Origin of the sequence: Gordonia amarae NBRC 15530, assembly GCF_000241345.1 — a bacterium.
Classification (GTDB): Bacteria; Actinomycetota; Actinomycetes; order Mycobacteriales; family Mycobacteriaceae; genus Gordonia; species Gordonia amarae.
On the sequence record NZ_BAED01000028.1, the window covers coordinates 46,822 to 58,639 of the forward strand.

The 11,818-nt window shown below is 65.4% G+C and carries 15 protein-coding genes; 4 read left to right on the forward strand and 11 right to left on the reverse strand.

The window, feature by feature from the left end; translation table 11 throughout:
• Positions 1–141: 141 nt before the first annotated feature.
• From GOAMR_RS08510 to GOAMR_RS08550, 9 genes are all read right to left on the reverse strand, one after another.
• The gene (locus GOAMR_RS08510; protein ID WP_170319133.1) at positions 142–1,179 is read right to left on the reverse strand and encodes an NAD(P)H-dependent amine dehydrogenase family protein; all 1,038 of its coding nucleotides are present in this window, start codon (positions 1,177–1,179) and stop codon (positions 142–144) included.
• A 415-nt stretch (positions 1,180–1,594) separates the two neighbouring features.
• Positions 1,595–1,780 carry a type Z 30S ribosomal protein S14 gene (locus tag GOAMR_RS08515; protein ID WP_005185621.1) on the reverse strand — a complete coding sequence of 62 codons (186 nt, stop codon included), beginning with the start codon at positions 1,778–1,780 and terminating at the stop codon, positions 1,595–1,597.
• 1 nt (position 1,781) lies between these two features.
• Positions 1,782–2,360, reverse strand: a complete 579-nt coding sequence (gene rplE / locus GOAMR_RS08520; RefSeq protein ID WP_005185625.1) for a 50S ribosomal protein L5 — start codon at positions 2,358–2,360, stop codon at positions 1,782–1,784.
• A gap of 2 nt (positions 2,361–2,362) precedes the next feature.
• Positions 2,363–2,680, reverse strand: coding sequence for a 50S ribosomal protein L24 (rplX, locus tag GOAMR_RS08525; protein WP_005185628.1), 318 nt, complete (start codon positions 2,678–2,680; stop codon positions 2,363–2,365).
• 1 nt (position 2,681) lies between these two features.
• Positions 2,682–3,050 carry a 50S ribosomal protein L14 gene (gene rplN, locus GOAMR_RS08530; protein ID WP_005185631.1) on the reverse strand — a complete coding sequence of 123 codons (369 nt, stop codon included), beginning with the start codon at positions 3,048–3,050 and terminating at the stop codon, positions 2,682–2,684.
• 201 nt (positions 3,051–3,251) lie between these two features.
• Positions 3,252–3,572: a response regulator transcription factor gene (locus GOAMR_RS08535; RefSeq protein ID WP_050942645.1), complete on the reverse strand. Its 321-nt coding sequence runs from the start codon at positions 3,570–3,572 to the stop codon at positions 3,252–3,254.
• Positions 3,573–3,774: 202 nt separating this feature from the next.
• Positions 3,775–4,821: a hypothetical protein gene (locus tag GOAMR_RS23570; protein WP_005185636.1), complete on the reverse strand. Its 1,047-nt coding sequence runs from the start codon at positions 4,819–4,821 to the stop codon at positions 3,775–3,777.
• Positions 4,818–6,158, reverse strand: coding sequence for a sensor histidine kinase (locus tag GOAMR_RS23575; protein WP_005185639.1), 1,341 nt, complete (start codon positions 6,156–6,158; stop codon positions 4,818–4,820). The genes GOAMR_RS23570 and GOAMR_RS23575 overlap by 4 nt, the downstream gene beginning before the upstream one ends.
• Positions 6,155–6,865: a response regulator transcription factor gene (locus tag GOAMR_RS08550; RefSeq protein ID WP_040514761.1), complete on the reverse strand. Its 711-nt coding sequence runs from the start codon at positions 6,863–6,865 to the stop codon at positions 6,155–6,157. The genes GOAMR_RS23575 and GOAMR_RS08550 overlap by 4 nt, the downstream gene beginning before the upstream one ends.
• Positions 6,866–6,989: 124 nt before the next feature.
• Between GOAMR_RS08550 and GOAMR_RS08555 the strand changes: the two genes are divergently transcribed.
• From GOAMR_RS08555 to GOAMR_RS08570, 4 genes are all read left to right on the forward strand, one after another.
• Complete coding sequence (locus GOAMR_RS08555; protein ID WP_005185642.1) at positions 6,990–7,766, forward strand: acetoacetate decarboxylase family protein; 777 nt, start codon at positions 6,990–6,992, stop codon at positions 7,764–7,766.
• A gap of 131 nt (positions 7,767–7,897) precedes the next feature.
• A complete protein-coding gene (locus GOAMR_RS08560) occupies positions 7,898–8,944 on the forward strand; it encodes an alpha/beta hydrolase (RefSeq protein WP_005185644.1) in 1,047 nt (348 codons plus the stop codon).
• 79 nt (positions 8,945–9,023) lie between these two features.
• Positions 9,024–9,557, forward strand: a complete 534-nt coding sequence (locus GOAMR_RS08565; RefSeq protein WP_005185647.1) for an MTB12 C-terminal domain-containing protein — start codon at positions 9,024–9,026, stop codon at positions 9,555–9,557.
• A gap of 230 nt (positions 9,558–9,787) precedes the next feature.
• Entirely contained in the window at positions 9,788–10,816 is a 1,029-nt protein-coding gene (locus tag GOAMR_RS08570; protein ID WP_005185650.1) for an alpha/beta hydrolase, read from the forward strand.
• 97 nt (positions 10,817–10,913) lie between these two features.
• On the opposite strand, the gene GOAMR_RS08575 is transcribed toward GOAMR_RS08570, so the two are convergent.
• Both GOAMR_RS08575 and GOAMR_RS08580 read right to left on the reverse strand, forming a co-directional pair.
• Positions 10,914–11,237: a hypothetical protein gene (locus tag GOAMR_RS08575; RefSeq protein ID WP_005185651.1), complete on the reverse strand. Its 324-nt coding sequence runs from the start codon at positions 11,235–11,237 to the stop codon at positions 10,914–10,916.
• Positions 11,238–11,580: 343 nt separating this feature from the next.
• On the reverse strand, positions 11,581–11,805 hold the full coding sequence (locus GOAMR_RS08580) for an MbtH family protein (protein ID WP_005185652.1): 225 nt from the start codon (positions 11,803–11,805) through the stop codon (positions 11,581–11,583).
• Positions 11,806–11,818: the final 13 nt, after the last annotated feature.

Here is an 11,818-nt window from a genome sequence, read left to right on the forward strand (position 1 = left end):
AATCCCGGACCCAACGCGTGAACCTTGCTGTCGGTTCCGGAATCCAGCACCGGCAGCAAGGTTTTCGCCTAGGTCGAGTAGCTAGTTGCGGACCCACAGTCCTACGGGCGCAGCAGACAGCAAAACCCCCAGCGCCTCAGATCAACGCGACCAGAGACCTACGGGCGCAGCAGACAGCCCCGCGTCGTCGAGACCGAGGATGCCGGGGGACGCCGCGCGGACCGCGGGGATGGCGTGGACCGCGGGCATCGCGGTCATGGTGTCCCAGTCGTGGTTGCCCCAGGAGTCGGGCGGCAGGAACCGGACGCGGGTGTCCAGACCGGGTTCGCCGTCGACGGTGATGCGGTAGTGGTCGTCGAGGAACTGCCAGTCGCAGTTGAGATCCGGCGTCAGGTACCAGGCGACGTCGGACCTCAGGACGACGCCGGTGGGGGTGACGCCGGTCCAGCCACCGCGCAGCGCGGCAAGGGTGTCCTTCTCGATCGTCATCCAGCCCAGATCGACGGTGCTTGCGGCGGTGGCATATTCGATGGTGAAGTCGACGCTGTCAACGGTGGTGTGCAGGGAGGCCGCGAGACGCTCGACGGCGTCGCGGAAGCTGAGCAGCGCCATCTGCGCCATGTCATGGGAGTCGGGTGGCTCGGGCTGGCCGATGCCGAACATCTGCCAGGTCTCCGGGGATTCGTACACCGAGACGTCGGCTGACTCGGAGATCGTCACCGAGCGGACATCGCGGCAGACCGCAGTCATCGCGGCGGTCACGGTGTTGATCCAGCCGGGATTGACGCCACTGATGTAAAGCGAACTGTTGCCCTTGTCGCACGCCTTGCGCAGGCGCTCGGAGACCTCACCACGCAGACCGCCGACGTTGAGCAGCAGGTTGGTGCTGACCACGTCCAGCCCGTTCTCGAGCAGGGTCGTCAGGTGATCGAGGTCGGCCAGTTGCGGGGTGTACAGCACGACGTCCGCGTCGCTCGCGAGGATGTCCCCGATATCGTCGGTCGCGGCGATCCCTACCTCCGGCCGTCCACACAGGACGCCGGCGTCGGTGCCCACCTTGTCCGGTGAGAACGCGTACACCCCGGCGAGTTCGAGACGCGGGTCGTCGAGGATGCCCCGTAGGCTCAACGAACCGACCTTGCCCGTGGTCCACTGGACCACTCTGTGACGTTGCTGCACATCCATCGGGCTGATGCCTCCGAAATCATTTGGGCTGGTTGATGATCAACTGACAACTTCGAGCTCGCCGACGCAGGCCGGACGACGAATATTGCCCACCGAGGTCACTCCGGAACCTTGATACCCCGGATGGAGAATACAATTCTCTGTGATGTAAATTACATTACGCCGGTCTACCGGGTCAACGATGCAAGTTTGGATCCGGCGCGCACTGCTCGACCCATCACCGACGGATTGGACAACAGCCGCAGCAAACCGGTGTGTGTGACCCTGCAGAGAATGAGGTCCTCGGTCTGACTGTCGAACCATCCGGATGCGTAGCGAACATCAAGAATCGAAACGCGACGACCCCACCTTCAACTGCATCGAAGGTGGGGTCGTCGGATGTCGTTACCGGCTCAGTGAGCCGGAGGCGTCACCAGCTGGACTTCTGCACGCCCGGCAGCTCGCCGGCATGAGCCATGTCGCGCAGGCACACGCGGCACAGGCCGAACTTGCGGTACACCGAGTGCGGACGGCCGCACTTGTTGCACCGGGTGTAGCCGCGCACGGCGAACTTCGGCTTCTTGGCGGCCTTGTTGACCAGAGCCTTCTTTGCCATGTCAGGCCTCCTTGGCGTTGTTGTCTTTGAACGGGAAGCCGAGGTGACGCAGCAGCGCACGGCCTTCGTCGTCGTTGGTGGCGGTGGTGACGACGGTGATGTCCATACCGCGCGGACGATCGATCTTGTCGATGTTGATCTCGTGGAACATCGACTGCTCGTTCAGGCCGAACGTGTAGTTGCCGTTGCCGTCGAACTGACGGTCCGACAGGCCGCGGAAGTCGCGGATACGGGGCAGCGCGATCGACACGAGACGGTCGAGGAACTCCCACATCCGGTCGCCACGCAGGGTGACGCGGGCGCCGATCGGCATGCCCTCACGCAGCTTGAACTGCGCGATCGACTTGCGGGCGCGACGGATCTCCGGACGCTGACCGGTGATCAGCTCCAGGTCGGCCACGGCGCCGTTGATCAGCTTGGCGTCGCGGGCGGCATCGCCCACACCCATGTTGACGACGACCTTGACCACGCCCGGGATCTGCATCACGTTGGCGTAGTCGAATTCTTTGTTCAGCTCGGCCTTGATTTCCTCGCGGTAGCGGGTCTTCAGGCGGGGAGTGACTTTTTCGGTGGTGGTCATGCTCAGATGTCCTTCCCGCTCTTGCGCGAGATCCGGACCTTCTTGCCGGACTCCTCATCGATGCGGTACCCGACGCGGGTGGGGTTGCCGTCGGAGTCCACAACCATCACGTTGGACACGTGGATGGGGGCTTCCTGAGTCACGATGCCGCCGGAGGAGGCACCGCGCTCGTTGGCCGACGCGGCGGTGTGCTTCTTGATTCGGTTGACGCCCTCGACCAGGACACGCTGCTGCTTCGGGAAGGCCTGGATGACCTTGCCCTTGGCGCCCTTGTCCTTGCCCGAGATGACGATCACGGTGTCACCCTTGTGCACCTTCATGTCAGATCACCTCCGGTGCCAGCGACACGATCTTCATGAACTTCTTGTCACGCAGCTCGCGGCCGACGGGGCCGAAGATGCGGGTACCGCGCGGGTCGCTCTCGTTCTTGAGGATGACGGCGGCATTCTCGTCGAAACGGATGTAGCTGCCGTCCGGGCGGCGACGCTCCTTGACGGTGCGGACGATGACGGCCTTGACGACCTCGCCCTTCTTCACGTTGCCACCGGGGATGGCGTCCTTGACAGTGGCGACGATGACGTCACCAATGCCTGCGTAACGTCGCGACGATCCGCCGAGCACGCGGATGCACAGGATTTCCTTGGCACCGGTGTTGTCGGCGACGCGCAGACGCGATTCCTGCTGAATCACAGTGCGTAGTCTCCTTGACCTGGAACTTTATGTGCGCCGGATTTCCGACCCGACGCACACGGTCTGTCGCCACCGGACACGCGCCTGCCACCGGAAATCACCGAGGTGAGGAGCCGGAGGGGGTTCGCGAACCGATTCACGACGCACGCAGCGCCGTAGGCAACCCGTCAAGTGTAGAAGACTCGCAGGTAGAAACCAAATTCACCATCTATCCAGGCTGGTGTAACCGTCCTGGAGGGCCCGGGCGAACAGGTGGGTCTTGGTGGGGGCGGTACGGCCGGCCGCCGCGTACTTGGCCCGGATACGGGCGAGGTGGGTACTGACCGTGGACGCCGAGATGAACAGGGTGTCGGCGGCCTGTTCCTTGGATTCCGACGCGAGCCAGGTGAGCAGCACCTCGACCTCACGGGCGGACAGGTCGGGTTTGGTCAGCTGACCGAACACCGAGTCGGGGCGGTAGTCGGCCAGGCGCGCGAGCGGGGCCTCGCCCGACACGTCCCGACGCAGCGGCGCCCGGTTCATTCCCGCGGTGCTGTGCCGCACCGCGCGGGCCGAAGCCCTGCCATCAAATCCCATGTCCTAACCCCCTACGGATCGGCTTTGAGTCTTTATGAGAGACGACACCGGGGAGGGTGGTCTCACATGTGGCCAAAAGGCTATCGGGCAGGCGAACTTGGACGCTAGACCCAGAAATAGGGTCATCGGGGCCGCAACCGGCAAACGCTCAGGTCAGAGAGCCGTCGACACCGAATTCGAGACGAACACCACCGTCCGGCGAGCGGGAGACGACGGTCGCAAGGTGCTCGCGGCCCATCGGCAGGATCCGTACCGTCACCTCGTCCGGGCTGTCCGCCCCGGCGATGACCTCGATCGCCGCCTCGTGCACCCGTTCGAGCGCGTCCCGCATGACCTGTCCCCCACCGGACCGGTCGTCGAGCAGGGTCACCCGTACCCCGCGATCGCGCGCCGCCCAGACGGTGTCGGACAGTTCGGGGGTGTCCAGGCTCGGCGCCCGGATCCCGTCCCGCAGCCGGGCCTGGATGAGCCGGCAGCGATGGACGTCGGCGGCGGTGAACTCCTCGCCCGCCGCGATCCGTTCGAGCATGTCGCGGGTGTCGTCGTCGAGCCTGCCCAGTTGGGCGTCGCGTTCCCGCAATGCCGCGGCCTGCGCCGCCGCCGCGGCGGCCTCCTGCATGATCTGCGTGCGCATGTCCATCACGGCCGACACCGCGGGCCGGGCGATGATCCCGCACAGGCCGACCACCGCCAGGGCCGGCGCGAGATTGAAGTGCTGGACCAACTGCGGCACCGGGTCGATACCCGCGACCGTGGCCACCGACCAGCCCACGAGGATGTGCACCCCCATCGCCACACAGGTCAGCACCACAGCTCCGCGCAGGAACAACAACACGGCGCTCAGTGACCCGACGCCGATCAGGGTGAGCGCACCGATACAGGCCTGCCCGTCATAGGCGAGGAGGATCGCCGGATACGTCGTCATGGACAGCCCCGCGGCGAGCGCCGCGCTCCGGGTCTCGATCGGGTCACCCGGTGCCCGCGCGGCAACCTCGATACCGATGGTCGCCAGCATCAGGCCGGGTACGTAGATCCACCAATTCACCGGCGTCGGATCGACCGCCGCGATGATCACGCACATGACCACGAAGAACATGACCTGCAGCGCGAACCGGTACGTCCGCAGGCCCATCGCGTCGATCAGACCGTGTCGGCCCGGATCGAGCAGGTAGCGCTGTCTCAGCATCGACGTCATGAGCCGCTCCAGCCGACCTGCACCGTGGTACCCCGGTCGATGACGCTGCGCAGCCTGCCCCAGCCGCCGTCGATCAGCGCCATCCTGCGACCGATACTGACCGCGATACCGAGCCTTTCAGGAGGAACGGCGTCCGCATCGAAACCCTTGCCGTCGTCGGACACCGTCACGCGGACAAACCGGGACCTCATCTCGATGAGCACGGCGATGTTCGCCTCCGGACCGGCGTGCCGCAGGCTGTTGCGTACCGCTTCGCCCATGGCCTCGGTGATCGCATGGACCACCGGTGACGGATAGGACACCGGTCCGGAATCGTCAGCGCCGGGATCTTCAAGACCGGGAACTTCAAGATCGGGAACTTCCGGATCGGGACCGCGAGAGGCATCCGCGCCGAGCTGGGCCTCGACTCGCACTTCCACCCGGTCGCTGAGACCGGACACCGCATCGCGCATCCGGGCCAGGGCCTCGGTCCCGCCGAGCGTTGCCCCATCGGTTCCGCCCGAGGCCAGCCTGTCGAGTTCGCTCAGCGCGGACCGCGCCTGGGTGATGGTCGTGTCGCTTTGCGGACCCGGTTCGGCCGCGATGAGCGTGGCGATGACGCGATCGTGGACGAGGGCGTCAAATCGGGCGCGTTCACGGTTGCGCGCGACCAGTCCCGCCTCGATGACGGCCTCCTCGATCGCCAGCGCCCGCGCGCCGTCGTATTCACGGACCGTCTCCAGGGTCTTGTACGCGAGAGACAGCAGCAGTCCGGCGAAGATCAAGGGCCAAATCCCGGTCGCGATCAACTCCCGGCTCAACCCCTCCGCCGCCGTCGCGGCGTTCATCCAGACGCACCCCACGATGCTGGCGATGAGCACCAGCATCGCCTTCCCGAACGATCGGGTGATCACGGTCGCGAACGCCGCCATGCCGGCCAGCGTGGTCAGCCAGTTGACCGGCGTGTCCTCAATCCGCACACCGTCCCAAGCGGCAAACCACAGCCCGATGTCCGCGAAGTACGCCCACACGTAGCCGTTCGTGCCGATTCCCAGCAGGCGCATGTTGCGATTCCACGCCGCGATCGCCACACCGATGGTCGGAACGGTGAGCAGCGCGAGTGCCACCGGGTCGAACCATGCCGCCGCGTGCTCGGTCGGCATCGCCGGGATGGCGAGCCCCAGACTCACCAGCACACCGCTGAGCAACAGGTAGCCGCCGAATACCTGCAGACGCGCGGTCTGTGAGGCGACGATCCTCTTGCGATCGGTGCGCGGGCGCATCAGGATCTCGGCGACACGCGCCCGCAGCATCGTCTGCCGCTCCCGCCACCCTGCCGGCGGGTGTCCTGCGGTCAACGGTCGCCGTCGGCGGGTCCGGCGAGCCTGTCGGATCCGCGTTCGGGTACCGGCAGCCAGCCGTCCTCGACGGCACGTTTGAACAGGTCGACCTTGGTACGGGTGGGCCTGCCCGCGTCGGCGTACTTCTGCCTGATCCGTTTGAGGTACTCGTTGACCGTGTCGGCGGTGACGCCGAGTTCGCGGCCGACGGTCACCGACGTCTCCCCCGAGGCGTAGAGGGCGAGAACCTTCTGCAACTGTGGGCTGAGGTCGACCGCGGCCAGTTCCGGATCGCCGTCGATGGCGGCGGCCCACTCGGTGGTCAGCACCTCGTTGCCCTGGGCGGCGGCGCGGATGGCGCCGATGATCTCGGCCTCCGACGCCGACTTGAGCACCACTCCGAGCACGCCTGCCTTGGCCGCCGAACGCAGCAGCGCCGGGTGTTCACCGGAGGTGTACACCACCGTGCCGATCCCCGCGTCGGTCAGACGGTTCACATTCTCCCTGGGAGTGGACGCGTCACCGAGCCGCAGATCCAGGATCACGATATCCAGACCTTCGTTCTGCAGTTGCGAGTGCGCGAGTAATTCGTCGACGGTGCTCGCCGCGCACACGAGTTCCAGGTCCGGTTCCGATTCCAGCAGCCGTTCAATGCCCCAGATCGGCGATCGGTGGTCGTCGACCATCCCGACCCGCAGTACTCGGTCGCCCGATAGCCCCGTCATGGGTGTGGAGTTTAGTGCCCTGGGGCGCCGGTCCGATCGGCCACTCGGAAACTGCCGCGCATGGCATCATCAACAAAAGAGAACATGTTCTAGTTTTCTTCCCGATCACTCAGGAGCTGACCCGATGCCGCCGGCGACCCCCACTACCCACAAGGTCCTCGACCAGACCGTCACCATGCCTGTCCACATCCGTCACGCCACCTGCTTCGTCGCGGGATTCACCGCCGACGCGGACGCGGCATCGGCGGCGATCGCACGGGCGGGCGACGGCACCGCGCGCTTGCGCCCGCTGCAGATCCGGCCCGGCCGCACCATGTGCATGCTCGTTTTCGTCGACTACATCGACGGTGATCTCGGACCCTACAACGAGTTCGGGGTGTGCTTCCTCGTCGAGGATCCCGCCGACCCGCCCTCATCCAGGCTGGCCGCGCTGCGTTCGCTCGCCAAGGGCGATGCCCGCGCCCTCATCCACCGGCTCCCCGTCGACGGCGAGTTCACCATGGCCGCGGGCCGCGGCATCTGGGGCTTTCCCAAGATCCTCGCCGACTTCGACGTCGACCACGACTCCCCCACCAAACACGGCCGGGTCAGCGCCGACGGCCAGCTGATCGTCGACCTGTCCGTCCGCAAGGGCGTGCCCGTCCCCGATACCACCGGCGAGACGGTTCTCAATGCCTACTCGCAACTCGACGGTGTGCTGCGGTCGACACCGTGGCGGATGACCGCGACAGCGAACACCCGCACCCGGATCGGCGGCGCCTCGCTCACCGTCGGTGACCACGAGATCGCCCAGGAACTGCGCGGGCTCAAGCTGAGCAAACATGCCCTGATGACCAGTTCCGTCGGGCATCTGGAGATGACCTTCGGCGATGCGGAGGAAGTGGACACGACACAGGAGTGAACCCGCTCCACCACGGTGACAAAGACATGCAGCCGATGTGTCGTGTCCGCGCGAACCGTTAGAATCGCGCAACAGTGCGGCCATGCCACGACGCATCACCACCTGGGCCGCTCACACCAGGATGGAGCGAGATGACTTTCCACACCGCCCGGCCACGCCCGCACCAGCCGGGTCGTACTTCGCTGACCACGGTCGTCACGGCCCTGTCGGCCGTCTTCGCGACCGTGCTCGCGATGATCGCGGGGGCCGGTGCTGCGGCGGCCGCCCCCTCCCACATCGTCTACAACACCAAGGTCGACGACCAGCAGGTGACACTCACCGTCTACTCCGCATCGATGGACAAGAACATCCCGGTCACCGTCCTGGTGCCGCGCAACCGGAACCGGCCCAGCCCGACTCTGTACCTGCTCAACGGCGCCGGCGGCGGCGAGGACGGCGCGCAATGGGACCAGAGGACCAAGTACAAGCAGTACTTCGCCAAGGAGAACGTCTATGTGGTGACCCCGATCGGCGGCGCGTTCTCGTACTACACCGACTGGCAGAAGGACGACCCCCAGCTCGGCCGCAACAAATGGACTACCTTCCTGACCAAGGAACTCCCCCCGCTCATCGAGTCGACCTTCAACACGAGCAAGGTCCGGGGCATCGCCGGCATCTCGATGGCGGGTACCTCGGTGCTGGGTCTGGCGATCGCGGCGCCGAGGCTCTACCGGGCGGTCGCCGGCTTCAGCGGCTGCGCCCGAACCAGCGATCCACTGGGGCAGGAGTACATCAAGACCGTCATCGGACTCCGCGGCGACGCCGACGTGACCAACATGTGGGGCCCGCTCGACGGTCCGGGCTGGAAGGCGAACGATCCCTATCTCAACGCCGGCAAGCTGCGCGGCACCGGGACGAAGGTGTATCTGACCGCCGGTACCGGTCTGCCCGGGCCGTACGACCGGTTTGACAATCCCCGGGTCGAGGGCAGCCCGCTGGTGTTCGCCGACCTGATTGTGCAGGGCGGACTGATCGAGGCGGCCGTCAATAAGTGCACCCGCGAGGTCGCGGCCCGGCTACGTGCCCTCAAGGTGCCACTCGACCTGCGCCTGCGTCCCAACGGCACCCACTCATGGGACTACTGGGAGAGCGACCTCAAGGCCACCTGGCCCAAGCTGCGTGTCGACCTGGGAGCCTGACGGGCTTAGTAGGTTGCCCTGAGACCACTTTCGATGCGGCTAGATTGATGGTGGCCAACCCGAATACGAGGAGTGACAGATGAGAATTCGACAGTCCGCCGCGGCCGTGGCGATCGCCGGCGCGGTGGTGCTCGGTATCGGCGCCTGCTCCGACGATGCCGACGACACCAGCACCTCGGCGAGCACCTCGCAGGCCGCCGACGCCTCGGCTCCCGCATCCGGGTCGGCACCTGCGGACGAGTCCGGCGCCGAGACCCCCGCCTCCGAGCTGACCAGCGAGAGCGCACAGCAGATCCTGCGCGTCGCGGTCGATGCCAAGTCGAGCAAGGAGGATGTCGAGAAAGTCGTCGACACCACCATCCCCGGAACCGTGATGATGGTCCAGGCATACGCGAAGGCGTCCAACGCCGCCGGCTACACCCCCGACATCTACACGGTCAAGAGTGTGGCGGTCACCGGAGACAAGGCCGAGGCCACCATTGCCGTCAAAAGCCCGCACGCGCCGATGCCCGTCGACGTCAAGCTGAACTACGCGAAGATCGACGGCCAGTGGAAACTGAGTTCCGACGCCGTCAAGATGCTCGCCTCGTTCGGTCAGCAGTACGGAGGCTGATCCGGTCCCGCCCGGGCCTGTCCGATCAGTCGTCCTGCCCGAATCAACCGTTTGGGGGCTAACGTCTGCCCTTTTGGTGACGATAATGGTACAAGTTTGACGCTGAGCGGTTATTCCTATGCCGCCGCTCGACGTAAGCGCTGCCACAGCTACTGTGAGGCGGGGATTCGGGACACAGTCGGTGCCCCGGGGGTTGTCGTGCCACTGCGCGACAAGAACGGAGACGGTTGATGATTTCTGGGAAGACGCGCGCACCGGGCCTGCGCACACGGCTGCTGACCGTCACGGTGGCAGCCGCTGCCGCGGCCATTCTGCCGCTGGCTTCGGGCGGTGCGGCGGTCGCGGCACCCGAGAAGCCCAGCAGCATCACCAAGGTCACCGACGTCAACCCGCGGGAAGTCACCCTATCGGTGTACTCGAAGTCGATGGACAAGAAGATCGACGTCTCGGTCCTGGTGCCCAAGGACCGCAAGAAGGCCGCACCGGTCCTATACCTGCTGCAGGGCGCCAACGGCGGCATCATGAACTCCGGCTGGGCGGGACAGACCAAGTTCAAGGAGTACTTCACCGACAAGCAGGTGTACGTGGTGTCCTTCGTCGGCGGTCAGTATTCGTACTACACCGACTGGCAGCGTGATGATCGCAGCCTGGGCCGCAACAAGTGGGCCACCTTCATCACCGAGGAGCTTCCCCCGCTGATCGCCAAGCAGTTCAGCACGACGGGCGCCAACGCCGTCGCCGGCATCTCGATGGCCGGCACGTCCGTGTTCAATCTCGCGCTCAAGGCGCCCAAGTTGTATCGTTCGATCGCCGCCTTCAGCGGATGTGCCCGCACCAGCGACCCGCTCGGCCAGCAGTACATCAAGTACGTCGTCGAGCAGCGGGGCAAGGCCGACGTGACCAACATGTGGGGTCCGCTCAACGGCCCGGGCTGGCGGGAGAACGACCCGTACATCAACGCGGCCAAGCTGCGCGGCACCAAGATCTACATCACCTCTGGAACGGGCATCCCCGGCAAGCACGATCAGATCGACTACATCCACGACCTCAACGACGCGTTCTTCTGGTCGGATCGGTACGTCGCCGGCGGGTTCATCGAAGCCGTCACCAACCAGTGCACCCATCAGATGGTCGACCGCCTACACCAGCTCAAGATCCCTGTGACGGTCAACTACCGCCCCACGGGCACGCACTCCTGGGGATACTGGGAAGACGACCTGCACACCACCTGGCCGAAGATCGAGCGCGACCTCCAGTGACCAGCAGTCGCTGACCACTCAGACGGAACAAGGTGCCCCCAACCCATAGCGGTGGGTGCACCTTGCTTCGTATCACCTCTGTGGTGCGGATCCTGTCTCAGCTGACGATGCGGAGACCGCGCTGGGCGGGGGGTTCCAAACCGCGGCCGAGCCACAGTGCGGCATCATTGATTCGCCGGGCACAGGCTTCACCCGCGTCCTGTCCAAGACCTGGCGCGCAGTGCATGAGTGCGGCGGCGAACGAGGAGCCGTCGGACATGCCGTAACGCTCCAGCACTTCGCCGTACCCCGCAAGACCCTCATCGAGCTGCCGGTACGTGATGGCCCGTCCGGCCATCCGGACAGCAACCAGATTGGGCGTGCTTTGAGCACGCCGACGGATGTCGGTGATGACGTCTACGATCTCGGGATCGGTGCGCATGGCGCCTACCTCCTGCCCTTCAACTCCCGTGTTCGACGGGAATACCGCCGACTACAAGTTTGCCCGACTAACGTTGCTTCATCAATAGATACGGCGGATTCTGTAACAAATCGGTATCACGACGTAACAACAGCTGAGGCGCAACGCAAGTTGAGTGGCCAGTATGACTCCAGTGACTCACGTCATGTTGTCGAATCGTTATCTCGACCCCCCATTTCGGGGGCGGAACGATATGCACCCTGGACCCGGCGTCGACAGAGATCAGCGACTGCCGACCGAGGGTCGAGAAGGCAAACGCCCCCGCCGGCGGATGCCGGCCGGGGGCGCCCCGCGGAGAGTGCGATCAGCCCTGGGCCTTATCGGCCTCCATGGCGTCGATAAGGCTCTTGGGCCGCAGATCGGTCCAGTTCTCCTCGACATACTTCAGGCACGCCTCGCGACTGTCCTCACCGAAAACCTTGGTCCACCCCGCCGGGATGTCGGCGAAAGTAGGCCACAGCGAGTGCTGATTCTCGTGATTGACCAGCACGAAGAATCGGCCATTCTCGTCGTCAAAGGGGTTGGTCATCCATTTTCTCCTT

Excerpts from the sequence above, each read along its gene's own strand:
- GOAMR_RS08535 (WP_050942645.1), bottom strand. The coding sequence starts at position 3,572 with ATGAACCGGGCGCCGCTGCGTCGGGACGTGTCGGGCGAGGCCCCGCTC.
- GOAMR_RS08565 (WP_005185647.1), top strand. The coding sequence starts at position 9,024 with ATGAGAATTCGACAGTCCGCCGCGGCCGTGGCGATCGCCGGCGCGGTG.
- GOAMR_RS08575 (WP_005185651.1), bottom strand. The coding sequence starts at position 11,237 with ATGCGCACCGATCCCGAGATCGTAGACGTCATCACCGACATCCGTCGG.
- GOAMR_RS08515 (WP_005185621.1), bottom strand. The coding sequence starts at position 1,780 with ATGGCAAAGAAGGCTCTGGTCAACAAGGCCGCCAAGAAGCCGAAGTTC.
- rplE (WP_005185625.1), bottom strand. The coding sequence starts at position 2,360 with ATGACCACCACCGAAAAAGTCACTCCCCGCCTGAAGACCCGCTACCGC.
- GOAMR_RS08560 (WP_005185644.1), top strand. The coding sequence starts at position 7,898 with ATGACTTTCCACACCGCCCGGCCACGCCCGCACCAGCCGGGTCGTACT.
- GOAMR_RS08555 (WP_005185642.1), top strand. The coding sequence starts at position 6,990 with ATGCCGCCGGCGACCCCCACTACCCACAAGGTCCTCGACCAGACCGTC.
- GOAMR_RS08570 (WP_005185650.1), top strand. The coding sequence starts at position 9,788 with ATGATTTCTGGGAAGACGCGCGCACCGGGCCTGCGCACACGGCTGCTG.
- rplX (WP_005185628.1), bottom strand. The coding sequence starts at position 2,680 with ATGAAGGTGCACAAGGGTGACACCGTGATCGTCATCTCGGGCAAGGAC.
- GOAMR_RS08550 (WP_040514761.1), bottom strand. The coding sequence starts at position 6,865 with ATGACGGGGCTATCGGGCGACCGAGTACTGCGGGTCGGGATGGTCGAC.
- GOAMR_RS23570 (WP_005185636.1), bottom strand. The coding sequence starts at position 4,821 with ATGACGTCGATGCTGAGACAGCGCTACCTGCTCGATCCGGGCCGACAC.
- GOAMR_RS08580 (WP_005185652.1), bottom strand. The coding sequence starts at position 11,805 with ATGACCAACCCCTTTGACGACGAGAATGGCCGATTCTTCGTGCTGGTC.